The sequence below is a fragment of the Enterobacter sp. UPMP2052 genome, assembly GCF_053709675.1.
The window spans coordinates 758,255-784,753 of the sequence record NZ_JBSKJR010000001.1 but is presented as its reverse complement, the minus strand read 5'-3'; the positions used below and the strand labels follow the sequence as shown (position 1 = coordinate 784,753).

General features: G+C 46.1%; 22 protein-coding genes and 3 pseudogenes. 6 read left to right on the top strand and 19 right to left on the bottom strand.

Translation table 11 applies throughout. From position 1 onward, the window contains the following. Positions 1–44: 44 nt before the first annotated feature. From ACWKX3_RS03575 to ACWKX3_RS03560, 4 genes are all read right to left on the bottom strand, one after another. Entirely contained in the window at positions 45–1,253 is a 1,209-nt protein-coding gene (locus ACWKX3_RS03575) for a DUF927 domain-containing protein (protein ID WP_454541680.1), read from the bottom strand. 35 nt (positions 1,254–1,288) lie between these two features. Continuing rightward, positions 1,289–1,588 carry a hypothetical protein gene (locus ACWKX3_RS03570; RefSeq protein WP_454541289.1) on the bottom strand — a complete coding sequence of 100 codons (300 nt, stop codon included), beginning with the start codon at positions 1,586–1,588 and terminating at the stop codon, positions 1,289–1,291. A 308-nt stretch (positions 1,589–1,896) separates the two neighbouring features. Continuing rightward, positions 1,897–2,739: a hypothetical protein gene (locus ACWKX3_RS03565; RefSeq protein WP_454541288.1), complete on the bottom strand. Its 843-nt coding sequence runs from the start codon at positions 2,737–2,739 to the stop codon at positions 1,897–1,899. Then, positions 2,739–2,933 (bottom strand): helix-turn-helix transcriptional regulator, encoded by a 195-nt coding sequence (locus ACWKX3_RS03560; RefSeq protein ID WP_023277096.1) that lies wholly within the window; start codon positions 2,931–2,933, stop codon positions 2,739–2,741. The genes ACWKX3_RS03565 and ACWKX3_RS03560 overlap by 1 nt, the downstream gene beginning before the upstream one ends. A gap of 232 nt (positions 2,934–3,165) precedes the next feature. On the opposite strand from ACWKX3_RS03560, the gene ACWKX3_RS03555 reads away from it, so the two are divergent. Continuing rightward, entirely contained in the window at positions 3,166–3,834 is a 669-nt protein-coding gene (locus ACWKX3_RS03555; RefSeq protein ID WP_454541287.1) for a hypothetical protein, read from the top strand. Positions 3,835–3,898: 64 nt separating this feature from the next. Next, entirely contained in the window at positions 3,899–4,207 is a 309-nt protein-coding gene (locus ACWKX3_RS03550; protein ID WP_454541286.1) for a hypothetical protein, read from the top strand. Positions 4,208–4,210: 3 nt separating this feature from the next. Here ACWKX3_RS03550 and ACWKX3_RS03545 read toward each other — a convergent pair whose 3' ends face one another. The 5 genes from ACWKX3_RS03545 to ACWKX3_RS03525 form a co-directional block, all read right to left on the bottom strand. After that, entirely contained in the window at positions 4,211–5,140 is a 930-nt protein-coding gene (locus ACWKX3_RS03545; protein ID WP_454541285.1) for a tyrosine-type recombinase/integrase, read from the bottom strand. Positions 5,141–5,186: 46 nt separating this feature from the next. Then, positions 5,187–5,639 (bottom strand): JAB domain-containing protein, encoded by a 453-nt coding sequence (locus ACWKX3_RS03540; protein WP_454541284.1) that lies wholly within the window; start codon positions 5,637–5,639, stop codon positions 5,187–5,189. Position 5,640: 1 nt separating this feature from the next. Then, entirely contained in the window at positions 5,641–6,102 is a 462-nt protein-coding gene (locus ACWKX3_RS03535; protein WP_454541679.1) for a hypothetical protein, read from the bottom strand. A 119-nt stretch (positions 6,103–6,221) separates the two neighbouring features. Then, positions 6,222–6,614, bottom strand: a complete 393-nt coding sequence (locus tag ACWKX3_RS03530; protein ID WP_454541678.1) for a DUF2787 family protein — start codon at positions 6,612–6,614, stop codon at positions 6,222–6,224. 261 nt (positions 6,615–6,875) lie between these two features. Further along, the gene (locus tag ACWKX3_RS03525) at positions 6,876–7,250 is read right to left on the bottom strand and encodes a helix-turn-helix domain-containing protein (protein WP_316095249.1); all 375 of its coding nucleotides are present in this window, start codon (positions 7,248–7,250) and stop codon (positions 6,876–6,878) included. Positions 7,251–7,439: 189 nt separating this feature from the next. On the opposite strand from ACWKX3_RS03525, the gene ACWKX3_RS03520 reads away from it, so the two are divergent. Genes ACWKX3_RS03520 through ACWKX3_RS03510 form a run of 3 tightly spaced genes read left to right on the top strand, consistent with a single transcriptional unit; the run spans position 7,440 to position 8,707 of the window. Continuing rightward, on the top strand, positions 7,440–7,967 hold the full coding sequence (locus ACWKX3_RS03520) for a hypothetical protein (protein WP_454541283.1): 528 nt from the start codon (positions 7,440–7,442) through the stop codon (positions 7,965–7,967). Between the two features lie 14 nt (positions 7,968–7,981). Then, on the top strand, positions 7,982–8,341 hold the full coding sequence (locus tag ACWKX3_RS03515; RefSeq protein WP_454541282.1) for an acyl-CoA dehydrogenase: 360 nt from the start codon (positions 7,982–7,984) through the stop codon (positions 8,339–8,341). A gap of 30 nt (positions 8,342–8,371) precedes the next feature. Continuing rightward, positions 8,372–8,707 (top strand): hypothetical protein, encoded by a 336-nt coding sequence (locus ACWKX3_RS03510; RefSeq protein ID WP_454541281.1) that lies wholly within the window; start codon positions 8,372–8,374, stop codon positions 8,705–8,707. Between the two features lie 259 nt (positions 8,708–8,966). Here the strand turns inward: ACWKX3_RS03510 and ACWKX3_RS03505 are convergent, their stop codons facing one another. The 3 genes and pseudogenes from ACWKX3_RS03505 to ACWKX3_RS03495 form a co-directional block, all read right to left on the bottom strand. Beyond that, the gene (locus tag ACWKX3_RS03505; protein WP_454541280.1) at positions 8,967–9,947 is read right to left on the bottom strand and encodes a DUF4238 domain-containing protein; all 981 of its coding nucleotides are present in this window, start codon (positions 9,945–9,947) and stop codon (positions 8,967–8,969) included. 42 nt (positions 9,948–9,989) lie between these two features. Next, a pseudogene (locus ACWKX3_RS03500) lies at positions 9,990–10,334 on the bottom strand (tyrosine-type recombinase/integrase); the annotation flags it as partial. Positions 10,335–10,359: 25 nt separating this feature from the next. Then, positions 10,360–10,440, bottom strand: a pseudogene (locus ACWKX3_RS03495) (IS3 family transposase); the annotation flags it as partial. Positions 10,441–10,553: 113 nt separating this feature from the next. Between ACWKX3_RS03495 and ACWKX3_RS03490 the strand changes: the two are divergent. Beyond that, positions 10,554–14,183 (top strand): AAA domain-containing protein, encoded by a 3,630-nt coding sequence (locus ACWKX3_RS03490; protein WP_454541279.1) that lies wholly within the window; start codon positions 10,554–10,556, stop codon positions 14,181–14,183. Positions 14,184–14,796: 613 nt separating this feature from the next. On the opposite strand, the gene avs5 is transcribed toward ACWKX3_RS03490, so the two are convergent. The 7 genes and pseudogenes from avs5 to ACWKX3_RS03455 all read right to left on the bottom strand — a co-directional run bounded on the left by avs5 (position 14,797) and on the right by ACWKX3_RS03455 (position 26,491). Beyond that, positions 14,797–17,106, bottom strand: a complete 2,310-nt coding sequence (gene avs5 / locus ACWKX3_RS03485; RefSeq protein WP_454541278.1) for an AVAST type 5 anti-phage protein Avs5 — start codon at positions 17,104–17,106, stop codon at positions 14,797–14,799. 419 nt (positions 17,107–17,525) lie between these two features. Continuing rightward, positions 17,526–19,724, bottom strand: coding sequence for a DEAD/DEAH box helicase (locus ACWKX3_RS03480; RefSeq protein WP_454541277.1), 2,199 nt, complete (start codon positions 19,722–19,724; stop codon positions 17,526–17,528). Then, complete coding sequence (locus ACWKX3_RS03475; RefSeq protein ID WP_063446091.1) at positions 19,721–21,037, bottom strand: ATP-binding protein; 1,317 nt, start codon at positions 21,035–21,037, stop codon at positions 19,721–19,723. The genes ACWKX3_RS03480 and ACWKX3_RS03475 overlap by 4 nt, the downstream gene beginning before the upstream one ends. A 3-nt stretch (positions 21,038–21,040) precedes the next feature. Beyond that, positions 21,041–23,350, bottom strand: coding sequence for a TerB N-terminal domain-containing protein (locus tag ACWKX3_RS03470; RefSeq protein WP_454541276.1), 2,310 nt, complete (start codon positions 23,348–23,350; stop codon positions 21,041–21,043). Positions 23,351–23,920: 570 nt separating this feature from the next. After that, a pseudogene (locus ACWKX3_RS03465) lies at positions 23,921–24,167 on the bottom strand (Arm DNA-binding domain-containing protein); the annotation flags it as partial. A 360-nt stretch (positions 24,168–24,527) separates the two neighbouring features. Next, entirely contained in the window at positions 24,528–25,535 is a 1,008-nt protein-coding gene (locus ACWKX3_RS03460) for a FecCD family ABC transporter permease (RefSeq protein ID WP_454541275.1), read from the bottom strand. Next, on the bottom strand, positions 25,535–26,491 hold the full coding sequence (locus ACWKX3_RS03455; RefSeq protein ID WP_454541274.1) for an ABC transporter substrate-binding protein: 957 nt from the start codon (positions 26,489–26,491) through the stop codon (positions 25,535–25,537). The genes ACWKX3_RS03460 and ACWKX3_RS03455 overlap by 1 nt, the downstream gene beginning before the upstream one ends. Between the last annotated feature and the right edge of the window lie 8 nt (positions 26,492–26,499).

Here is a 26,499-nt window from a genome sequence, read left to right as displayed (position 1 = left end):
AGTGGTTATAAGCCACTCCTTTAAGCCCTTACCATATTGTAAAATTATTCTTCAATAAGCTTATCAAGCTTTTTGCAGATAAAACAGTAGCGACGACCAACTTGCTTACGCTTATAGACAATCTGAATAGTGCTGTACTCCTTATTCGCATCGGATAATAATACCCCTTGCTTTGTTAATAGCATCAGGATGCCTTTGCGCTGAGATTTCGGTAAGCAGTTATGTAACAGATCCTTATCAACTGCATATACGGCCCGACCTTTAACTTTGTGGATAATGACCGATGACTTTTTAATCGCCGTTTGGGTTACGCGATCATTTCCAATCAGATTTAAAAGATCACCCTTTTTGCAAAAATCAATAATTGCATTCAACGAGTTACCCATTAGGGGTTTGGTTATTTCAGGTTCAGACAAAACTGCCTTAAGAGAATCCTGGTAGCAGGTTGAGATCCCTTTCATGATCTCCTGCTTTGTAAAGGGCAAAACACCATATTTCACAGCAATGGAACCTGCTACATAAGCGATTGCAAAACGTTTGGCGATACGCACCTGAATGCCGGAGTTACGATCTACCTTGTGCTTATCCAGAAAGAAGTCGATCCCTTTTTCAAGCTTCCGCTTCACGTTTTCACGATCGTCCTGAATATCAGCCACCAGGCGCTTGAGAAAGGCAGGTTTGGCACTGCCATAATAACGGTGAGTTGCATCCTTGATCGCATGAACAAGTTCGTTACTGGAATTGACATCATCTGGCAGTGATTCGAAGATCCCCATTTCAGCACCAGCATCTGCATTAACGTCGATTACACGCACATTTTCGCCTTCAAGGCGCTCAACGTTCCCGGAAGCAGCAAGTTGTTGAAGACTGCACTCACCCGTACTGAAAATACTTACCTGCCATTCAGCAACTTTGTTCTCATACATTGCAGAGCGTGTTTTCCCTTTCCCTCCGGAAAGCGTATACACACGTTTTTGCATAATCTTAGCAGCTGCCAGTACGTCTTTATCTAACAGCTTCGACTCATCGAGTACTAGGTAGCTGTCGTTATGGGCCACGGCAATCTCCTCAAGCCCTTTATCCGTATTGTTCCACAGTACGACAACATCTTTAGGTGATCCTGCTAATGATGCCAGCATGTAGGCACTGGACGTTTTTCCTATACTACTCATCCCCCACAAATGAAACCCACCCCCTTCCATACCTGAAAGCTTAAGGAGAAAACCTGAAAATCCGCAGCACAGAGCCAACATAATACGCGAGCTATATAGTGCATATGGAGCGACATTCATTTTCCATAATTTAATATCTCCTGTTTATCCTCGACTGGTAAATGATTTTTAGCACCAGGATGCAGTACAGGCTTATCCCCTTTAACTTTGCCAATAACTATATCGTTAACACGCAAATAAATATCATCATAAAAACCTGGCTTATAGCACAGTGTGATTATCTTATCGGTTTCCTTAATTACTTCTTGATGAGCTTGAATCCAGTATTCTTTAGTCACATTGGGTTTATGCCCGCACGTTAATAACGTTTTTTTTAACTCCAATACACTGACAAGTGCCTTGGCTGGTACAAGCACACGGGTCGACTCCATCTCTTGAAAATCAGTGATTTTAATAAGTCGTTATGCAACTGGACACAATTCTGAAATTTTTGTACGAGCCAACAATGTAACAAATAGCTCTACTTTTTTATTATTCAATATCTCTTTATATTCTTTCATTTATAGTTCCTTATCGTATTTAAAGATCACATCATACTTGCAGTAATAAACATCAGAATTAAGGCGTGAGAGTTCCCTTGTATGACTTTTCACACAACACTATTATTTTATTTAAAATTGCAGAAATAGTTTACAGCTGGTACATATCGCTAATAGAACATACATTATTTTAATATCAAATGGTCACCATACTTCCTTACTTTATACATAAAGGTTAATGTCTGTATTCCCTGCTTATCCATCATAACTAAAGAATGAGCATGCTGTTTTGGGCGTAATCTGAACTTCTTAGTTCGGCGCTTAGGCTTAATACTCCTATTGTTGATAAGTAAAGGTTTGTTTTCTTTATACGATTCAACGCGCCACCATATAGCCTTGAACAAGTAACTTATTTGTTTCTCCGGGTTGTCTATTCCTGTATCAAACATTGGTCTGGAAATGACACTCTTTCTGGCCAACATATTGCGCTTGTTTTTCATTCTGTTCCGAAGTTTATTTAATGCATCCTCTTCATTGAAAGTGATTAAGTGAAAATGAGGTAGCCACAATCCAGTGTCTATGTGGTAATCCATTTCGAAACCACCAATCACCATATACTTGAATCCACATTCTTTTAACCACCGCCGGAGACGTGAAATCAGTGCATCTGGCGACCATATGGGTGCTTCTGCATCTGTGAACTCATCCTGGTAGAAAATCAAGGTCACACTGCGCCATTTATGTGTCTTGTTGCATAATCGCAGGACTTCCCTTGTCATCTGTAGCCGGTATCGCCTATGGCATTCCGGGTATGCTGCGCTGTTACAGGGGTATTTCGGGTGGCATTCCGTTAATTTTTCACAGAGCGCTTTGTAACATGCTCCGGTATATGTGGATAAACTGGCAATCCTGAACACCCTTTCCTTCCTTGCCTGCTCTGGTGTTTCAAAGCCCGGTATAGATAACGCCAACATTTCAAGCTCCGGAGACAGACCGGCCAACGGGATTCGCTTATTCAATATCAACATTATTCCTCTTTTTTTGATGGCCTCTCATTAATCCATTTATAAATATCGGCCTCATACCATGCAACAGCACGGCCCCCTGTTACTGATACCTGAGGAGGAAAATTGTTGCTGGCGAGCATCCTGTATAATGTCGCGCGGGACATTGCACACAACCTCGTTACTTCATCTATTTTAATTAACCGACCCTTATTCATTAGTCCTCCTGCGTTTCGTTGAGAACATAATAGCGGATTGAATTTCGGTGACAATATGCCTACCTAGTGCGAAAATATATGTGCTTCTCACTTTTTTTTCTGAAAGTGAATAATGATTGCTTTAAATTGGAAGATGGATTATTTATGTGAGAAACACATGGATGTTTTTCACGCAAACACAAAAACAATAATTTATTTTAATCTGGTAAAATTAATAATCACGGAGTTTTAAATGGAAAACAACAATTCTGACACTAATAAAAACAGAACATCAGTTAGTTATGCTAAAAATTCAGAAGATCCGTCTAATACCACTCACACCAAGAAGACAAGAAAGTCCCGAAACGCCCGCTACAAGAGTAAAACGGAGTCAATTCATGAGAAATCGGGGTTCACAACGCTAAAGCTGCGTGTCGGGCAGGATGTCATGCAAAAGCTGGAGGAAATCTACCGGGATCATCGGGGCTATGAACTGAATGAAACCCGTAAAGATCTGGATGCCCTCAGCAAAGTCGTCAGCTACTGCGTGAGTAAGTTCTATAAAGAAATGTATTTGCAGAAAAAAAAGGGGGCATTGCCTGACATTCTTCCTGCAAAAACACCGCGCGCACAGGAGCTGTACGACCTGTACCAGGCCGTTACCCACAGGGCATTGTCTGGTATGCCCCATCAAATGATTGCCATTGAGATGGAACACGACAGATACCAGTTTCCTGCCAATATCATTGCCAGTCGACGGGGTTCACGCAAAACGCCATTACCTTGGAATGTTTCTCAGGTTGATGATCTGCTGAGCATTCAGTGGGTAAACGATGAAATCAAGAAGCTTAATGAGAAAGAGATTCATCATCCCCCTATCCAGCCTGCTGCCGTGGATAATCTGAGTGATTCTGAAAAGTGACTGGTGGTGGATTGCCTCAGAACGTGTAATGTTACTGCAACAGCGACTAACGGGGAGATAAACAATGACATTTGATATCGACTATGACGCACTTCGGGCCTCAGTATTCAAACAGCATTATGTTCCTGCTGTTGAGTCTATCGGAAAAATTGGGCGTTACTGGTTTGGAGGAACAAGGCAGGCCGCCTCAATGGTGGCATCCTTGTTAAGAGAAGGTGGGATGTCGATCATCTTGCATAATGCACCACCTCGCTGGGAATTCGTGGTTTACTTGACAGAAAGTAACGTCGATAGTGACGACTTAGATGAAATTGCGCTTCGTCGACATGAGCTGATTGAACAAGGTGTTGCAGAACGGGATTTACCTCTTTAATCATCACCAGCACCGTAAACTCTGTGATGCTTTGGCTTTTATACCCTCACCACGATAGTCATAGCGCGTCGTTGTGGATATGTCGCTGTGGCCTGCCAATTGGCGTACGGTGTTGATATCCACACCCTGCTCCAGTAAGCGGGTAATGAAGGTGCGCCGCATGTCATGCGGGGTGAAACGTGCAATACCTGACGTCTGCTGTAACTCAGCCAGGATACCCGTTAACCCGGTTGTTGTCAGAGGCTGACTGGCGACCTTACCATTGCGCTGGATACGGCTGAACAGTGCGCTTTCAGCCTCCTCTGCGCCAACTTTCAGCCACGCGCGGATAGCCTTATCCACTGCATCCGCCACGTGAATTTCGCGGTATTTACGCCCCTTCCCTTGCCTCACTGTCAGGATGCCGTTGTCATAGTCCCGGCGCTCAAGTTTAACCAGTTCCCCGGCCCGCAGGCCCGTTCCGCAAAGCATCAGCACAATAGCGGCATCACGGTAGCGCCGTACCAGTTGCGGATGCTGTTTTGCAGCCTGAATCAGTGCCCGGATTTCCTGCTTGTCCAGCGCCCTTCCCTTACGCTGGATATCGCCGCTCACACGCTTCACTGACCGGATACGTGCCAGCGCTTCGGCATCCATACAATTGAGGTTAAAGGCCGTCTGTGCCACGCCCCGCAGTGCTGACAGCGCCATGTTCACCGACGACACGGCGTAACCGTCATCCAGCAGTGCCGCACGTACTTTAGCGACGGCGGCGTAGTTAAGTTGTTCCCACGGGTAGTTATCTGCACACGCACCGCGTTTAAGTATGCCAGCACTGCGGTTTAACAGGCTGGTGACACCTCTCCGCCCCGAGGGAGCCAGACCGCCAATATACGCATCAAACACGGTTGTTTGTACCATAGGCACGACCTGACGTAACGCAGTCCTGCTCATGCGCCTAACCCGCAATAACGTACATTAAACCAGGTAACTTTCAGCATCACACGAGCCCCCGCTCAGCCATCGACACCGTTTCAGTCCCGGCCACGATAAAGTGGTCAAGCAACCGGACATCCAGCATTTCCAGCAACTCCTGTAGTTTTTTAGTCAACCTGATATCGCAACGGCTGGGTTCAGGCTCGCCGCTGGGGTGGTTGTGGACAAGGATGGCTGCGGCGGCGTTATGTTTCAGCACGCGTTTGATAACTTCACGGGGGTGAACGCCGACCGTGTTTAGCGTACCCCTGAACAGGATTTCGCGGTGCAGCAGCTGATTCTGATTATTGAGCAGGCTGATGCCAAACTCTTCATGTTCAAGCGGTGCCAGCTCAACCATCACGCACTGTCGGACATCATCAGGGGAGCAGAGCTGAACCCCACGCTGATAGTACCGGCTGATAATTTCACGCGCCTGGTCAAGGATACGGTTTTCACGCTGGGTAAACATGGTCATGTCAGAACTCCCGTTCAATGAAGTAAATGGCGTCGGGAAACAGCTGGCGGCGGGTTACGCCAGTACGCAGGGAGAAAGCTTTACGGGGCATGGTGGTTCGCCCGTTGCTGTCGAAGAAACAGAGCGTTTCCTCATCCATTTTGACCAGAAGGGACCAGTGAAACTGGTCGCTGAGCATAATCAGGCGGGAGTGGTCAGTAACGTCAAGAAACCGCTGCATTTCTCTGAAAAGCCGCCCGTCTGGCACACCCCGCTTACCCTCAAAAGGTTTAGTTATTTCAACCGGGAAAAGACGATGGTAGTGCCCTTTCTGCAGTACCTGCTTAATCAGTATGTCGAGCCGTTTTTCATCAATCCCTTCGGTCAACCATTCATGCAATGGCCATCGTTGCTGATACGCCTGGAGAAGCCGGTTCATTAACGGACGTCGTTTCACCCTGCCATCATACAACCAGCTCAGCATGTTAACCACACAGTAAGCACCGCATAGACAATCCAGTTCGCCCTGTTGAGACGCACGTATCCCTCTGTCAGTCGTCACAGATAATTCCCCATAAAGTAGTGATAATTAGTGCGGCGGGATTAGCTTTCCCACAGGACGGTAATGGTGTAGACGTTCATGGCGTGATACTGAATAAAGTTGGATTGCCAGAGTTCAAATAACTCCCTTCCGGCGTTAACAGGCAGGTCACCAACATGAGCCAGAAAGACATATTGCTGACTCCAGCTAAAATCAATTTCCTTTTCCAGTTCGGGGTAAACCATACCCATATAACTGAAGTCGGTGATGTAATCGAAATACCATTCATCATTACGAGAAATAAGCCGTGTTTCGACAGGATGGCAACCGCCTTTTTCAGCGCTGTAACTCAGGTCTTTAAATAACAGACTGACGGCTGTAATTTTGGCTTTATGCGGTGGGGGATTTCTCATCTCTTTCAATATGACGTTAATTAATTCCTGATCGACGGGCATATTAAGCCCTTCCTGACGGATAACACTCATCGTTTTTATTCCGGTAAATATGCATTTGAATTGATGATACAAACTAATAATTGCCCATACTGACTCTTCAGACGATAGACGTCCTCCCATCAGGATGGGATAATAAAATGAAATGCTAAGTTGCAATCAGTTTGTATCAGCTACTGGACAATATGAAACTATCCAGCAATGTTATTTTACCAGTGCCATGCTTTTAATGCAAATAGTTTCCCACGGAAACTATTTTTGTTATTATTTTATAAACTCATCTAAAAACATAATTAAGCTTTTCCTCTTGGGGTTATCCAGCTTATTCCAGACTTGCTCGAGTCGTTGTTTTAATTCAACGTCAAGCCCAGTGGCATAGTTAATCGGGATATCAGTAACATTTAAATCCTCCATACAATCAATAAAGAACCAGCTTATTGGAGTTTTTAAAGCAACAGCAATTTTGACTAAATGAGCAATATTGATCTTATTCGTTCCGCGTTCATAACGGGAAAGTTGTTGTTGAGAGATATCGATAGTCTCTGCAAGATCGGCAGCAGTTAGCCCTGCTTCTTTACGTCTGGTCTGAATACGCTGCCCTACCAGCTTATCAGCTGAATCTGCCATCAGTTTAACCATCACTACATCTCCAGAACATCCATAAGAGGAATTCTGGGGCTTTTTTACTCTTGCATGAACATCACTAATGGACATAAAATCAACCATTACATCATTTATAGACAAAGATAGCTGCAACCGAGCAACTAAGCTGGATTGAAAGCCCGCTCAGTTGAGCAGCAGATCAAAGGTGGCAAAAAGGAGAACATTGTGGCAACCACCATTACTGAGATAACGGATTGCTTTGAGTACTTTTTTAGCTCTCTTTACCGGCGAGAATTTGTCAAAACACTGCGTCTGAACGAATGTAGCGAGCGGGAATTACTGCCTCTGGCACGTTGCTATTTGCTGGGTTGGTTTGCAGATAACGTCTCACCGGAAGTAAAAAGCAAACTGCCAGGAACTGTATCCGGGCAAGGTTACATTGATTTTGTCATTGATGATTTAGCCGTTGAGTTTGCAGCACGTAAACCAACTGCGGCACGTTCCAATGTCTCCGCGACCGTCAGCAGTACAGAAGTAAAGAAATTGATGAAGCATGACAGCAAAGCCTTGCTTGTGCTGTTTGACTTCTCTGACACGCCCTATTCAGAAGAACAGATTGAATCCTTCCGCAACTGGCCCTCCCTGGGGCGTGGGAATCACCGTAAATCAGCTTTCAACGTAGTGTATTTCTTTGTGGAAAAACGCAGACTGCTGGCACTGGGAAAAATCACCAAAAACATCCGTATCACTTAACAGGGAATTAATTAATGAACAGAAAACTGTTGGCCTTATTGATGGCAGCCATAACGCTACCTGTAGCAGCAACACAGTACGTAAAACCTGGAGCGGTTCTAACCCTGATTCCGGGAAAGAGCAATGCTGATTTCAACATTAATGCCTCAACGCGGGATGGTTCGGGCGTATGCAATATGGATGGTAAGGTACAGCAAATAGCTGCTGGAGAAAACCAGATGCGTCGCTGGGTCTGGAATGACAAAACCAGCCAGTGTGTTGCTGTAATTAGTGAACTGAAAAACGGTAAGGCCAGCGTTATGACTCGTGGTTGCGAGGGATACTGCGGGGCTTCTGCGGCAGGTGCAATGGATGGCCTATTTAATAAGAAATAAAAGTATCATTAATTTACGAAGGAATCTTAGATGAAAAGAATAATGTTTCTGGTATTAATAGCGGCTGGTTTACTGGCTGGCTGCGGCGAGAAAACACCAAAATGTAGTAGTGATGATGCAAAAAATCTGGTCGTGGACATTGCCAGAAAAACAATCGAGAAGCGCATGACACTGGATAAGGATGTGCTGATTTCTGTTGAAAATGTCAGAACAATAAGCCATGAATCAGAGCTTGATGTTTATCAGTGTGCGGCTGATTTAACGTTCGCAAAACCTGACCTGCAAAATTCCCGACCAATCACCTATCGGATTCAGAAAACTGATGAAGGTAAAGGTCAGTTCTATATAAACGTATCAGGCTTATAATCACCTTAGCTGAAGGTTCCTTTTGGGTAAAGTAACTCATGCTTTATTCCTAAAGGAAATCCTTTCTAAGAAACTAACTCCCCCTTTCATGGCTGCCATGACATAATACTAATATCATTATTACAGGTCCAAGTTCAAAAAACATTAACTTAGTTGACATAATTTTTTCATGACGCTCTCTTAATAAGAGCGCCATTCCTGAACTCGCTTGTTTTTTCAGTTAGGATAATGGATTATCCAAATGCCATTCCATGATAACTTAATCAAGAACATCTTTATTATTTGATATCAAAAACCGTTTAGCTGACGATCTAATCTCATCATTAATATATCTTGCAAAACTCAAAGAGTTATAATCTTTAAGAGGATTAATTGAACGACACAAAGCTAATGAAGGTGATAAGACAAAGATAAAACCATTCGATAAAGTATTTTTATCGCCATTAATCACAAATGGAAAATCACCGGTAATGAATGGCAATGATGAATCTGACTTTAATATATACGTCTTGAACCCATCCATTTCCATCTCATTTAATATAGGCATAAAACTAGCAGCCCTTTTAACTAGCTTCACTACTAACTTACTTATAAAATCCCGAATGGCATCAGCATCAGCATCAGCATCAGCATCAGCATCAGCATCAGCATCAGCATCAGCATCAGCATCAGTAGAAAGGAATTCTACCAGTTCTAAGACATTCTCATCAACTAAAAGGGGAGAGAAACTCTCCGAATCGCCCATGTAATGATAAGGGATTTCATCATGTTCATTTAAATAACCCATGCATTCATGTAGTTCATTATTTAAATTCATAAATCTAGCATCCACAGTAGGCAATCTAGATAACATTATTGAGCAGAGGATATTTATCATTCGAATCAAATCATCATCATCAACTTCATTTATGGATGAATCATCAATTATAACATTATGAATGCACTCCATAATTTCAGGGTAAATTTCTTCAACCTTACCAAATAAATCCTCAATCAGTCTTGTGTCGTTCCTTTCTATCTCCAAGTCTAAAACAGTATTTCTAAGCAACTCAAAGCCAAATTTCTCAACATTTCTTAAGGCACATGCTTTGGGCGGAATATATTTTGGAATGTTTGAGTCCTTTTTCTCCTTACCAATCAAGTCGATATAAAACACACTATCAGAGCTATCCGGAGAGAAAGATCTTAAATAACATTTTGGAATGTAATGATGATTTTTACTTTGTCTTTGCCCTGACACGAATTCTATCTCCTAAATCAAATAATCAATCCACACCTGCAACTACTTTCGGCACTCAGCATCATAATTATAAATCCCCTCAACACTGCCACGTGTATGCCCCAATGCGGCCTCAGCAATCTCATTGGGACACTACAAATGAGACAACCCCGTTCGTACTGTAAGACGCAGATCGTGCGGCTTCCAATGAGGTATATCAAGCAGTTGATCGCTTTCACGTAAACGCCATGAGTTTTCAGTTAGATAATTCTGCTGGATTGGCTAGTTAGTGGCTTGCGAAGGAAACAGATATTTGTCGGAGGTAAACCGTAGTACTTTGAGAAAGTCGATTGCCTGATCAGATAACTATACGTAGCGCTCTATCCCTGTTTTGGCTTCTCGCAGATGGTAAATGAATGATGCCTTTTTCAAAATCGAAGGCCTCCGGACTGACGCCGCCGAGATGACTGTGGCGCCGGGCCCGATTGTAGAGCACTTCAATGTAATCGAAGATAAGCATCTCACCGGGATCTTGATCTACGTCATGAGCGCAAGTTAATAGTTTTAGAAATCAAGCTAATTAGCATAATATCTCTTAACTGAAGGGATATGGAGCCGCAGAAATAAATGAAGACACGGCAGTATGCGCAAAAATCAATCTTCGATCTGGAAGCAATCTTCGAACAGTCCCGCAACAATGTTAGTGAACTTGAACAGCTGTTGAGCGAGCTGACTTTTCGCAACACTGCCAGGGCGCGGACTCTGACGTCTAAAATCCAGCAATCTCTAACTGCAATTAGCGACCGCAGCGAGGTCGCCATGTCGGCTTCCAGCCCATCAACATGTAATCTCGATTCGGCGTCCATACAATTTTCTCAAGCAGTGCCCCACAATGCACCTGCAACTGCAGAGCAACTGCAACCGAAGGCTATCCCAGACACTGCCATGCGACAGCAATTCGACAAAGGCCAAATCGATCTAGGTCCACTGCCGTCTTTCTCTCCGTCAGATAAAGCAAATGATGCGCGAGCAATACTGGCAGCATGGACAGCCCTCGAAGCACTATCGCCTCAAGGTTATAAACGCCCAGAGGATATGGCAACCGGCGACCGCTCCAGGGTTGCTCTATTGGAGCGAGGTGTTCCATGGGGACCAAATGCCCGCAGTAAGCCCTGTTATAAGCTTTATTTCGAGGTCGTCCTCGGCTCCATCGCTCTCGACAAGGCGACGGACGAGCTGGTCAAGGTTTTTGGCGAAGATGAGGAGCGTTCACGCCCGGACGGTAAAAAAGCGGCCATCGGCTCGATCCTGATCGACAAAGAAGGCTATGTTCTTGAGGACAAAGGCGTTGCCGTTTCCAGTTTTGCCTGGGCACTCAAGCCGGCTCTCGACCTGAAGCTTGGGAGCTTAGGGAACTGGCCGAATGTTGAGCCGCGCATTATCGAGCATTTGGATCGAATGGTTCGCCGCCACAACGAGGATGGAGAACCCATACCGATCGATTTGGATGTCGTTCTTAACGCTTATAGATGGCTTGTGTCTCAGTTCGGTGTACCCGAACATTTGGTTGAGCGACCCACATTCGCGATTAAGGTGTTTCATCATTTCAAGGCCAAGGCGCCGCCTGAACCTTCGTTACTGAATTCCTTCTATCTTGAAGATCTCGGTGAAGCAACCAAATTGCTCGAGACGGGCAAAGCCGGAGCCAGTTTGCGCCGCTACATGGGAATTGGCAGGCCTGAACAGAAAATCGACGTGCTATCGCCCATTTCCGCAGTTGAGCCATTCGTCGCCCCCTCGCTCATGCCGCAGGCTCGTTGGCCTTCGAAAGGCGGCCATCCACTGGTGCTGCTTCAACAGGCTGCCGTGAATGCGGCGCGTGCTGAGCTGAATGATGCTCCAGGTATCATCGGCGTCAATGGGCCTCCGGGAACCGGAAAGACCACTCTTCTGCGAGATATTGTCGTTGGGTGCATTCTTGATCGGGCCACGGCGATGTGCGGCTTCAATAAACCGCAGGATGCCTTTTCCACAACAGGCGAGAAGCTGGCATTCGGCTCCAATGCATTCCTGCACTTCTACAAGTTACATGCATCCTTAAAGGGCCATGAGATCGTTGTAGCGTCCTCCAATAACAAAGCGGTCGAGAACGTCAGTAAAGAGCTTCCTCTCAAGGAAGCCAATGGTCGTCATGAACAAATCGCCTATTTTCGGTCCATCAGCGACCTGATTGCGAACCCCAAACGCGTCGGCTATTTCGAAGCCGAGGCCGAGGGGGACATCCCCTCCGACCCAGTCGAAACCTGGGGGCTGATCGCCGCTGCTCTCGGCAAGAGCAGCAACCGAGGCGCGTTCCAGCAAGGTTTCTGGTGGAATGAAGATGGTGGTTTCCTTACCTACCTGAAAGCAGCTCGCGGCATAAATGTCATGCGTGAGATCAAGGACGAACGAACAGGCGAAATCATCGATCGCGTAATGCCCAGCGTGGTTGTCAATGAGCGGCCCAGCACCAACGAAGCGGATGCTGCTGCGGCCTGGCTGAAAGCGCGAACCGCATTTCTTAAACTCAAGGCAACGGTAGACGCCGAAATCGCCAGCATCGAAGAGATGCGACGGGATATCCAGGCGCTCAAGGGAGCGATCACCGAACTTCAAAGGGCTGAAGAGCGTCGACCGAGTCTGAATGAAGCCGTCGAAGAGGCACGCCAGATTGCTGAATCCTGCCAACGGGAGCATGAGAAGGCAAAATCGCAGATCGAGCAGGATAAGATCATGCTCGACAGCCATCTTGCTGGCCGTCCAGGTTTCTTCTCCCGTTTGTTCGCGACTGCTGCCTGGAAGTCGTGGAGATCGACACTGCAGAAACTCTCGGCGACCTTGCAGCAATCAGTCTTACGGGCGCAGGAGACAGACAGGGCCCTGGAGCTTGCAAGGACTGAGTGGAGCAATACTGAGTCCCAGTTACAGCAACTCGACCAGGAAATTTCCAGCAAATGTCAGGCTGTCTCGAAATTGAAGGCAAGCGAGGCAGAGGCACGAAACCGCATGGGAGACAGGGTCGTTGATGAGAGATTCTTCAAGCGCAAGCACGAGGCTATCCACCTGACTGCGCCATGGCTTCCCGATGAGGTTCATCGCCTGCGTGAGGATCTTTTCGCCGCTGCCCTGACTGTGCATAAAACGTTCATCGATGCTTCGGCCAGCCGCTTGCAACACAATCTTGGGCTATTGATGTCGGGCATGGTGGCTGGTGCCTTCCAGTCTTCCGCGCACCGTGAACTTCTCCCCGACCTTTGGTCGAGCCTTTTCATGGTTGTGCCGACCGTGTCCACGACATTCGCCTCTGTTCGGACGATGTTCGGAGATCTGCCACCAGAGAGTATTGGCTGGCTTCTGATTGATGAAGCGGGCCAGGCCGTTCCTCAAGCGGCAGTTGGAGCAATCATGCGGGCAAAGCGCTCCATAGTGGTAGGTGACCCGTTGCAAATCCCACCTGTGGTATCGCTACCAGAGAAGCTGAACGCTGAAATCTGCAAGTTTTTCAACATTGACCAGATCGAATGGTCTGCCCCCGCAGCATCTACGCAGACCCTTGCTGATCAGGCATCGCGCTTCAAATCCACCTTCGTCATGGATGTAGGTGATCGAGAAGTCGGGCTGCCACTGCTCGTTCACAGGCGTTGCCAGAACCCAATGTTCGATGTTTCTAACTCCATCGCCTATGCTGGGCAGATGGTCCATGCTGTCGGGCCTAAAAAACCTGGATCTATCGGCTCGGCTTTGGGGAGCTCTCACTGGGTGGATATCAATGGCGATGCTGAGACGAAGTGGTGTCCCGAGGAGGGCGAAGCGATTGTACGAATGCTCAAAGAGCTGGCAGCATCGGGCATTACAAATCCGGACGTATTTATCATTACACCATTCAAAATCGTAGAGCAGAACATGCGTCGGCGTCTCGACAGTGAAACTGATCTGCTGCGGGCGTTCGGCGTAAAGTTGGATGAGTGGTGCCGTGAGCGAGTTGGCACGATCCACACGTTCCAGGGCCGAGAGGCAGACACGGTAATCCTGTTGCTGGGTGCGCCGAAAGCGAGTCAGCAAAGGGCGCGTCAGTGGGCGGCAAGCCCGCCAAACATAATCAATGTAGCCGTCTCACGCGCCAAGCAAAACCTGTATGTGGTCGGCTCGGTTGCTGCATGGGCAGGGGCGGGAACTAGTCTGCAGGTCCTGCATCGGCAATTGGCGCAATCAGGCTAACAATCTCCAAGGTGGCCCTCACTGTTGAGGCCGCATCGCGACTCATTTTTGGCTTACTTCAGTAATGGGCTGGCCCCTATGTGTCAAAAGCTGACATTGCTCACATAATAGCCTAGTAGTCACTCTCCATCGCCCATCCAAGCTTGATAATTCTTACCGCTCCCCTTATACCCACACTGAGGAATAACCTCTGACAAGGCTAAGGAATACTATTATGGGGCTTAAACCTGGTCCAAAACCAATTGCAAAATCAACAGGAAAACCCGATCAACGCAGACGTGATAATAAGGATACACCCGGCAATACCCCGGGACTGAAACCGAGCAAGTCAACTGGGAAGTAATCGTTCAAGGGTATGGAGAATTCATCTATGCCCTTATCCCGTCAAATATGTCCACTTTAGCCCGCTTAGTGCCAAAAGAGGAAAAATTTAACATTGAGATAAATTTCAAAAAATCAGAGTGATTGTTTTACAGTTCTATTATTAAAAGGCTTAGTCACAAGCCAAAACACAATCCTATTAGCTCAGTTTAATACTTTGTGGGATAATTTTTTAAGAGTTTAATAAATGACAAGGGAATGAGTCACTTGCCATTTATTAATTTAAGAATGATTATTTCTTACGGCTCTCATAGAAGTTGATTAATTCATTGACTTCTTCTTTACGAGGAAGGAGCTCTATTAATGGATTATTCTTAAGATATTGTATTGCATATCTAAAGCCACCATCATTTTTATCCATCATTTTGTTTATGTGCCTTGAGTTATTATTATAATTTCGGATGGATTCTAGGCTACTTTCAAAGAAGCTCAGCGCATATATTTTATCATTATTTATAGATAGAGCCCTTGCAGACAACTGCGCTAATACTAATGTGGCACTGTAATAAGTTTGATTTTTAAGCTCGGCACTATCAAGTCTTACTTTGCTTGCATAACTCATTCCTTCGATGAGGTCATCAATTGTATGTGCCGATATTAATTCTGACTTAGCCCTTTGTAACCAGTAGTGCATATCTTCACGATAGGTATGTGCAATCTCCTTATATATATCCCTGATAAATTTATGGACATTATTTCCATTCCCAAGTTCATTTAGTTTATCAAAGCTTATAAGATTCCTTGATGCTGCAAGAAATCCTTTTGACGCAAGAGATATTATCAACTCAGATACTGTTTTATAAGATGCAGGGTTTTTATCAATATAATCACTGATAACTCTTAAAAGCCAGGATGGTGAATTGCAGATTATAACTCCACTTGGTTCTGTGTTAGTTGACTCCAATTCAAATAACCTATCATTTTGTGAAATAAAACTCTGAATATCAAAGTATTTATTGTGACTGATGATATGACCATATGTGGCTTTATTAAAAGCCGCAATTAAAATCAAAACAAATATAGAATCTTCATCAAATTGCTTATTAAATAAATTAGAACCACTTAGTCTATTTTTATACTCGCTATAGTATCGATAAGCAAAATTCAACAACGTCTCTGAAGATTTATAAAGTGGTAGTCCCTCAAAAGAAAGCTTATCGTTGAGATAGTTACCTTCTTCATTAATCAAGTTATTTTTTATCTGAATTTCGGTATGTAATATCTTTCTGTCCTTTAACTTGAATCTATATAACTCTGCGTCACCAAAACTCGAGCATAAAACAATTTTGTTACTAGGATGCACCCTTATGGTTAAAATCTCATCAATGCTTTGTGCATTAAAGAAATTAGAGTCGAAAACGAATATATGATTCTCGAATTTCATCAATGAATTTTTAATGGAAGGATCGAATGTATCAGTCGAAGAGTAATAAGAGGCATTATATTCTTTTTTTGCCTCAATGATTTGAAATAAAAGTACAGATTTTCCGCTGAAACGTCGACCTGTAATTAGGATATAGTCATGATCCCGTAGAGCTTTAATTGCATCATCACAGACATCTCGCTGAGAAAAAGTTATAGAATTTCGAAGAATTCTTTTGTTACCCACTATTTTAGTTACAGGGCCTCCATTAGCAAATAAATTTATAGCTTCTTCTTTCATTAACTTGGAATCATCGAGTTCGAAACTTCTTGTGGGGGATTTCCGCTCAACATTCTGAAGTATGTTATTTAACCATTGATATATCTGATCGTAAGTGTCAAAGGTAATTACTTTTTCGATGCCGTACTCCGAAAGAGCTATTTTTTCTTCTAAATTTAAATGTCCTTTCTTCAAATAAATTGATTTCTTAAATGGTGTACTTCTTGATAAATGCATTAAATCAAGCTCGCCATCAAGACTGCAACCGATGAAAAGGAAAGCTGAGTTTTTGGCCTCCTCAGATAAAAAGGATAGCATGGATTTATTCTCTTCTATACTGTGTGCATATTCACGCCAAGTAAATATCAGATTTTGATCTTCGTATTTAATATATTCAGTAATATCGCCATGAATTTTGAATAGACATTTATTAGCAGATATGTATTCTCTCTGAACTGCTCGATTTGGATGCAGAATTTTGTATTTTCTATTAACGTTCTCTATAGCATCATCAATATTAAACGTGAAAATGTGAGGCCAATCTAAATTTATTATTTTTGTCTTTTCGTGATCAGAGAGTTTACACTCTGAAAAAATGTTACCTAATAATGCCTTCGATTTTCGCTTGGGTATATATTCCTCCATACTTAGAAGTCCAAACGCTTTTTTAAGCTGGCTGATCCTTAGAATTTCATCTATTTCTGTTTGTGTTAACCCTTCTTTTTCTGCTGCTATATTCCTAATCAACTCCGTAAGTTTAATAGCATCAGGAACTTTACCATTTTTTGCTCTAATATCTCTAGTAAATCCACTGCCAAAAAAAGGTATCAATTGAGAAGCCTTAAATAAAGCCACAATCTCATGCTTCAAGTTTGTTTCAGAATGATGTTGTACTTGCATTTTATCCTCGGTACAATTTGAATTGTAAATTTAGCTCAGAAAAGTTATTTTAGATACCTGTTCGCTAGCGAACATCCGGATATTGTAAAAAAACCTGTTCATTTTATCAACTCTTGGCTTAACTCATTTCACTCTAGGAGAGATTAATAATCTGGTTTAGATCAGAAACTAACACTTAAGTTATAAACCTAAGTTGAAATATATATTTTATTGCAAACATGAAACATGTTCTAACCCAGTGACTCTCAAAAGTAAGGTCATTGAACAAGAACTCATAAGGGCTTTATCCATTTGCGCTCCTCACTCAAAGCAGACCTTGTGACCTCGATTTCTGGCAGATTCGAGTCAAGAGTGAACATTGCTAACATCAATCGGACTCGATCTACGGGAGAGCAGATCGCCCTTATCGCTTAACTAGTTTACTTAAGATGCCGGTTCAACCAAATACAAGTACCTTCAATGTCATACGCTTTTTGCCCAAATCCCTTAGCCAGCAGGGACTCAGGTAAATATTCGTCATATTTATCCAAGTACTTTTCTGGAACATCTTCGGCAAGATCAAATGCAGATGGTAAGCCTGACAACAGCATTTTTTTAAGCGTCTGTTGGACAGTTGCTACACTTGCATTATCAATCTCGATAACACCAGCCAAAGAATTAGCTTTAAAACCACAACGTATGAGCAAGGCTGTAATCGTATTCACAACTTTATCCCCCATCCAGGGAATTACGTAACAGTGTTGCCCACTCGTAATAAAACATTCATTTCGCAGGTTATAACGCTGAAAGTTACTACAGCCTTCCGTAAATAGGTTTCTGGCGGCAGCATCGCCATAATCTATTCTCTTGCTACCTATCGCTATGCGGTAATCACCTTCCCTATAGATAGCGAGCATTTCCTGACGAACGGCATCATGAACAGACATACCTCCCCCACTAAATTGTGGTGGCTGACCGCCTTTGGTTGCCTCTACATAGATAACTTTTTTCTCTGTCTCGATCTCTGTCACTTTCCAGCGCCGCCCACCGAAGATGATATGTTGGTCTGGTAGCAATGGGGAGTCCACAGGCACTGTTCCAAGGGTTCTGTTTCCGGTGACAATGCGGAACTCTTCTGGAGTATTGAACACAGCATAAAAAGTGTAATGGTTAGTCAGTTTCTCCCCCTCTGCCCCAACAACCATTTCGCCGCTAGCAAGTTGAGTGAGTAGGCCACATGCTCCCATATGTTTAAGCAGGCTTTTGAAATCGTTTAAATCTACATTTCTGAATGGCCCTGTCTGGCATAGTTGTGTCCAGAGCTGGTCGGCACGAACTCCACCCCACTGTGCGGTAATTGCAAGAATCTGGTGTAGCAGCGTGGAGTAATGCATCTGCCGGGAATCGGCAGGCTCAAACCATTGTTTAGAGATCATCAACCTGATCATTGCCATCGACTGCACCAACTGGAGTCGTAGGCGATCAACGATACTGCTACTCACAGTAAGCTCATTTTCTGTAATTAGCATTCTGAGTATTGATGGGGAATCGCGTCGCCCAGAACGCCCCATACGTTGGCGCAAACTGGAAACAGAATGCGGAGGCGTAACTTGGATAACCGACTTAACCTTACCGATATCAATTCCCAACTCAAGCGTCATTGTACAAACAGCTGTAGTGGGCAAATTTCCTTTCTGAAGACGAGATTCAAGTGCCTCACGTAATTCCTTGGCAAGGGAACCATGGTGGGGGAAAAATTCATTCGGAACAATTTGTTCCTCACACATGTCGCTCAGCTTTGCCGCAATGCTTTCAGTGCGCTTTCGGCTGTTTGCAAAGACCAAATGAGAATCGCCACGGCAAAGTCTGAAAATGTCAGAGCAAACGTCATGTTCAGCTGAACTCTGAAGTTCTTCCTCTTTTTGGATCACTCGCTCCAGGTACCCTTTGACCTGTACCTGAAGAGTGGCCGTGCTATTACTATCTATAACAGTTACGCAGGGGAGTCGTTTGTCCGGGCGCAACATTTCGGGCACTTTCTCCAGTTCACCCAGCGTAGCACTCAACGCAACGCGGGGAATTGGATTTACCTGGCGACCTAGCACATGGTCAATTCTATTGAGCAGAGAAAGCAGCTGTACACCACGCTCTGAGCCAATAAAAGCATGAAACTCATCAATAACGATGTATGCGACTGAAGAAAATGCCTGTTTGAGCCAGCCCATTGAATTTATGAGCAAAGACTCAAGTGACTCAGGTGTAATCAGTAAAATGCCAGCAGTGTTCGTCCGAGCCTTCTTCTTTTTGCTTTGTGGTACATCCCCGTGCCAGGGAGTCACTGGCATTTCCAATGCATCTCCAAGGCTCTCAAGACGACGGTACTGATCGTTAATCAATGCCTTCAACGGACTGATATAGACGATGCCAAATCCATTCGTGAGATCTGCAACTGCCGAACAGGCAGGAAGAAAGAAAGCCTCTGTTTTACCCGCTGCTGTACCTGCACTGATTAGCACGTCTCGATCACGGGCTAAAATTGCCGGGATAGAACTCTCCTGCAAGGGCCTTAATGTAGACCACCCCTGCTTGTAAACCCACTTACGGACGCGGGGATCGAGGCTATCGTAGGCACTGCTCATAGTTTGAAGTTCGCCAGTCCGTCGTCGTCATCGCTTTCCTCCATAATGGCGTCATCCATATCGCTAGGTCTGTCCACTTCAATCGCCACACCCTCAATTAATGTTTGCCAGTTCATCGTTCTGTTTTGTTCGAGTACAGCCAGCATGTCCAGGAAGCCTTTTATGGTATTACGGGGGGTACGGAAGTAAGCGTCTCCAATGGTTTTACTACAGTGATGCAGGAATCCAGTCAGTGCCTCATCTGGTACCAGATAATTCTCTGGATCTCCGCCTGCATAAACATGACGAAGATTTCTCAGCAAAATATACAGTTCCTCAGGGGTGAGGCTGGCAAGATGCAAAGTGGGGGATGAGTAGTCAATCACTCCTGCTTTTTGCGCGAACCGGTTTTCCGCCAGACGCGACTGGAGGGCCTCATAGCTGTAAAGACCTTTACGCGGATCGAAAAGAAACTCTGGCGTACCCCCGAGGATAAAACCAATGTTCTCGGCTGAGCCTTGCAGGCAGTCATTCAGGATCCGCAAAATCTGTTCGTAGTTCGCTGTTCTTGCTTGCGTATTATTCAGCTTAAAGAGGTTCACCATTTCGTCGAGGCTGACCAAAAGACCGGCATAGCCTGCCTGGCGGACAAAAAGGCTCATCAGTTTCAAAGAATCATAGAATGAAGCGTCTGAGATAATAGTCCGAACGTCGAGATCGTTACGGGCATCAGTTTTGGTGGTGTACTCTCCCCGCAACCAGCGAATAGCATTGGATTTTAGCGTTTCGTTATCCTGCTCATGCCCGCGCCAGAATGCATCAATGACCTTCGCAAAGTCATATCCACCCACCATATCTGACAGAGCTGCCAGGCGTTTATGAATAACTGATGAAACCTCGGAGCCGTCCGTGTCCGCTTCCTTCCTTGCCTCCGTAACGAATCTTTCAACAACGCTAAGTAACGCATTACCATCCGGCTTGTTTCTGGTGGACATGTTTTTCATAAGCTCAGAATAGAGATTACGAGCCTGACCTCCCGATGAGTGAATGCGTCTGTCAGGGGAAAGGTCTGCACTGACTGATACCAGCTTCTTCTCTAGCGCAATAGAGCGCACAACACTCAGAAAGAACGTTTTACCAGAACCATATTCACCGATGATAAGTCTGAAGCTTGCACCACCGTCAGCAATCCTCTCAATATCCTGGTGGAGAGCGGTGATCTCATTCACGCGGCCAACCTGGATATGCTGAATGCCTATCCTTGGCGTTACACCTGACTTAAGTGACTGAATAATAGCGTCACGTTCTTTCACTCTTATACGTGTTACAGACATTCACTATCCTTCTAATTCTTTGGCAATTTCCAGGTCAACCCAGATATCATCATCGGCATCGTCCAGTACTGGAGCATCAACCACCGCATAGGACCAGTCATTGATCACCTCAAGCGCACCGCCCAGCATCAAATTCAAATTTCCGCACAATTCTGTCGCCTCTTTTCGGGACCACTGTTCTTTCTCCAGCAAACTGCGATAAAGCTGGCTATGTGCGGAGTCAAGCCCCCCCGCCTCCGTTAATGAGGCTGGAGCGCTTTCTGGCTCTTCCGGTTCTTCTTCGGTGAAAATTGTGTTCAGCAATTTACGAACATCATCCGTGGCAGATTCGTGGCGGGCAAGTACATTAGCATCCAGTATGAACCCTGCTGCTGACTGAGCAGTTGGTACAGACGAGACGAGATCATGTTCAGTTGCGGAATGCTGATGGATATTGCTCGAGACAGATGAGGGATCCAGCCCCAAACTTGAATAAATCTTCTCAAGCTGTTTGATTTCGGCAGGCGCTATTGTCCCATCCGAACAGGCAACACTAACGATAACTTTACCCACAGCAGCTTTTTCCGCGGCCCCCTTCAACTCAATCCTGCTTTTCATTCCTGTCATATTAACTGGGGTATGAAGTTGCCACGTTAAATACGAATGTAAAGAGCGTTTTTCATCATCGGTGAAGCCAGCATTGTTGTTGATGGCATTCTCAAGCACTTTCTGTTCAGCTTGATCAAGAGAATCGTCAATCAAGGCGACCATAGCCCCTAATCTAAGCGTCATTACAGCTGAGATAAATTCAGGAGAAGGTGAGAAGCGTCCACCTTCGGCGGCAGGGAATAGAACAAGTGTCCCATCAACATCCGCCTTAACATGGTGATAATACGGGTCAGGAGCCAGACTGTAGCCCATCTTCTGTGCAAAGGCCTGCATCAAGTCGGCCTCTTTTTTATTGATCTTCGCCGGACAGTTGGAATTCATATGTGACCAATAGTCAGCAACCGAGACGAAGCCACCCTTATTGAGGATCGCTTCATCGGCCCAATGTTTGAATGAGCTTAATATTTTTTCTGCGCTTTCATTAACGATCTCTGAAGGGAGCAACATAAATGCAGCAGTATCATTGACTGACGTATCTTTCCTACCAAGGTAGCGACTGTAAGCATCAAGTTCATCCGTACATATGTCGGCAATAGTAATAATTTTCTGGACAGGTCCCTTCAATGCAATTGGATCAGGCAGGTCGGGAACAGGAAGTCGGACGCCTCGTAAACTAGGACTTGCAGGTGTGTAATCTAAACGTAAGCGCGTTTTATTCGCCTTAACGACCATCCCTTCACCATATTTGAGGGTGTAACGCCGTTTGAAAAGCGCAGCAAACTCTTTAGCACAGCGGCGAGCCGGGGTACGCAGCGAATACTCGGTGTGATTTATTACCCAGTTCAACGCCAGTTCAGCTGATACAGGAACTCCTTCATGTACAGTTTTTGCCAGAGCCAGCTTAAATTGCATGCTGTTGCTGAAACCTGAATTGCTATCGAGCTCAGTGGCTAAGCCCATGTTCGGGCGCAGAATAGACATGGCTTCGAGTAATTGGGTCGAATATCCGCGGAATGAGCGATTCTCAATGAATACCGATCTTAACCGAGCGACTTCATTGAACAGATTACGGAACTCAGCATCAGGGAATTTTGGGTCAGTGGAATCTACGAGCGCTTTTCTTTCCAGGCCGTAGAGGTAGATAAAAACATAGCCGATAGGACACGATGGATCAGACCTATCGCTGGCGAGCCAACTGACATACGCACCGCGTGCTTCTGGGGAAAGAGAGGAAAAACTGGGCCAGTATCCTAATGAACTGTCCTCGTAAAGATAAGCAGTAGGTTTTATCTTACATGTGTCATCAATTAATGATGCCTCACTTCCATCATCATAATAGCCGCCTGATTCCTGACCGGAGGGCTTCATACGTTGCCCCACGTAAATGTGGCCACCGCTAATTGCTACACCAGCTACAGTTATCATCTCACCCGGAAATACCCATCGAGCTAGTGCACCTGCTGACTTTGAGGTGTTCCGGTAATGATTGGTTGTCACCCGAAGTTCAACACCCCGGCCATCGCTCAATGTAAAAGTTGCAAGATTATCGTCTTCACTATCATCGTTTCGCACAACCGCCTCTTTTTTCTTGATGTCAGCGAGCCATTCTTTTGGCGGTGCTTTCACGGGGCTTGAAGCATAAGACTTTGGAGATTTACGTTTTTTCTTTCTAAAAAACAACAAGTAAATTACTAAAATCGCCGCCAGAAACTTCAATAACTCCATGATATATAACCTTAAAATCATTATTCACGCACACTCACAAGCAGCAATGAAGACTGGCCAGTGAATTAATCTCAAAATAATACGTCTAAATCGCAAGGGTTCAAACCAAAATGCAATCAAAATTAATTTATTGATTAAGCATGCTTTTCAAGCAGAAATTTTGAAGGCATGCGAATGCTTGTGGGTCATTCGCATCAGAATGAAGTTGAATTGGTTCTGCATAAACATACGTGTAGCTGTTACATGGATGCAGAGCTGGCGGCAATTATCCTTATCTATTTGCTCTCAGAACTGACTCTGCTAACGGGAAATGAGCTCACCGATGGCGAACCGTGCAGAATGCATTTCATGCTCTAGTGACACGAACAAACCACACAGCAAGTTTCTGTATAAAATTCCTACGCTGGTGACGTTCAACTTCTTGAGCACGGATTTCTTCCTGTTCCTTTTGTCTCTGATTGGTTAGCAGCGTCGAATCTCTCTGCAAAAATTCTCGGTAGGCTGATCGGCAATGAGGGCATCGGCTAGTTTCTCTTCTCTCTTCTATCTTCTCTCTTCTATCTTCTATCTTCTATCTTCTATCTTCGCAACATTGGGGGCAATCCAAACAGCAATGCCCCTTTTAGCCTCTTCACGTTTACTACGAGCTTCAGCCAAAGTTACGTCGGGATAAACCCCGAGAGCAAGCAACTTCTCCTTGCCAGCAACACGGTACTTAAGCCGCCAATAATCAAAAGGTAAAGTCCCTCACCATCAGAGAGTTTGAAGGTTCATCTTTTGGATTTGCGGTATCAACCTGACGGACGTTAAGTTTCACTGGGGGAATCTCCATAAGACCGAACAGCACATACCCCAAATGTACCCCATATGCATGTAGTTTTTGGGGGTGTTAGTAGACGTCAGAATACAAGCGAGAGCTGGAAGATACTGATTATAAGGGTTTTCGTGAACTGGAATAGACTTTGAGAGATGCTTGATTGGTGCGATAATAGGAGTAGAACCTTCGACCTTCGCCTTACGAAAGCAATGCCAACTAAAAAATGAGTATAAGAATGAGTATTATGAAGGTTCATTTTTAAATAAAAATGAAATATCAATGAGATACACTCAAACTTATGGTTTAACGTCTGACGTTACTGCTTCACGAGAAAATCCACGCCACGGCGTGGATTTTTTTTTATCGCGGCGTATTGCGCGCCAGCAGCACAATAATAAACGCCCCGCCTATCCCGGCGGTGATAATGCCGATCGGCAACTCCTGCGGGGCCAGTACCGTCCGGCTGGCGATATCTCCCCCGCACAACAGCACCGCCCCCCACACCCCGCACAGGGGAAGCAGCAGCAAATGTCTTACGCCCGCCACGTGGCGGCACAGGTGCGGCACCATCAGGCCGACAAAGCCGATCACCCCGGTCAGTGCCACCAGAAAAGAGGTCGCCAGAGCGCAGCAAAGGAAAATCTCGCCCCGCAGGCGGCTGACGTTGATCCCAAGGGAGAGCGCCGTTTGCTCCCCGGCCAGAATGCCGTCCAGCGCGCGCCATCGCAGCAGGACGAACCCGCCCAGCAGCAGCACGCTCAAGACAGCGAAAGGCAGGTTGCTCCACGACGCCAGCCCCAGCCCGCCCAGCGACCAGAACAGCACCGAGCTGGCCGCACGCTGATCGCCAGAAAAAATGAGATAGCTGGTCAGCGCGCCAAAGAGAAAAGAGATCGCCAGCCCGCAAAGCACCAGATGTTCCGCCCCACGCTGCTTTTTGAAGTGAAACAACAGCATGACGGCAACCGCCGAACAGATGCCCCCGGCGAAAGCCGATGCGGGGAGCGTCAACGCGCCCAGCCGGTCGCCAAAGCGGGTGATCACCAGCACCGCGCCTGCCGACGCGCCGGAGGAAAGCCCGAACAAAAACGGATCGGCCAAATCATTGCGCGTTGTGGTCTGCAGTAGCGCGCCGACCATGGCCAGCCCCGCGCCCGTCAGGGCGGCGAGGAGCGTTCTGGGCAGCCTAAGGTCAACCACAATGCGGGTCACCATCTCCGATACCGGGACATCCGCCAGCCCCAGGGCACCCAGAACCTGCCCCAGCGTGAGTGAAACGGTGCCGGTTGCCACGCTGAGCGCCATCAGCCCGAGCAGCACCAGCATGGCGCTCCCCAGCGCCCAGTGGTAGCGGTACGGGATGCGCATTACTTCCTGGCCTGCGGGTAGAGCGTCCGGGCCAGTTTTTCAACCGCCGCGATATTCGCCGGTCCCGGGGTCAGCTCAGCGTACTGAAGTTTAAGGTAGCGCCCCTGTTTTACCGCCGGCGTCAGTTTCATAAGCGGATGGTTTTCCAGCACGCGGCGCAGCGCGTCCGCCCCGCTTCCGGTCTGGTAGTCCAGCAAAATAATAACGTCCGGCTCGCTTGCCGCGACGTTTTCCCAGGAGGTGGTGCCCCAGCTGATATCCAGCGCCTCCATCGCGTTTTTGCCGCCCGCCGCCTCGATAATCGCCGTTGGCATCGCGTATTGTCCGCTGGTAAACGGCTTGTCCTCCCCGGAATCATAGACAAAGACCTTCAGGGGCCGCGCGCCCGTTGCCGGTTTCGGCAATGCGCTCAGCCGCTGTTTCCAGCCCTCGACCAGCGTTTGCGCTTCATTTCGCTTGCCGAAAATACGTCCCAGCGTCAGGACGTCGCCATAGAGCAGGTCCATGGTGGCCTTCTTTTTGTGGGCTGCGGTAAAGACGCAGCTTTCACTCAGCACAAAAGTCTTCACGCCGTATTTCGCCAGCGTCGCGGGCGTCACTTCCCCGCCGACCTTCATGCCGTAGTTCCAGCCGGCAAAGAAGAAATCAGGCTCGGCGGCCAGCAGAGTTTCCAGGGACGGGTATTTCGGCGCCAGCTCGGGGATCGCCCCCATCGCCTGCCGGAAGTGCGGGGTCATTTTGTACCAGCCGCTGATACCGGTCAGCCCGACGATGCGATCCTGCAGATGCAGCGCAAAGGCCATTTCCGCCATATAGAGATCGTTAATGATTGCCCGCTTCGGCGGCGCGGAGAAGGTGACCGGTGTTCCGCAGCTTTCAACGGTAACGGGAAAATCCGCGGCACTCGCGGCGTGAGCCGACGCCATCAGCGTCAGCGCGATTACAAAGCTTTTCATAGCAGGTT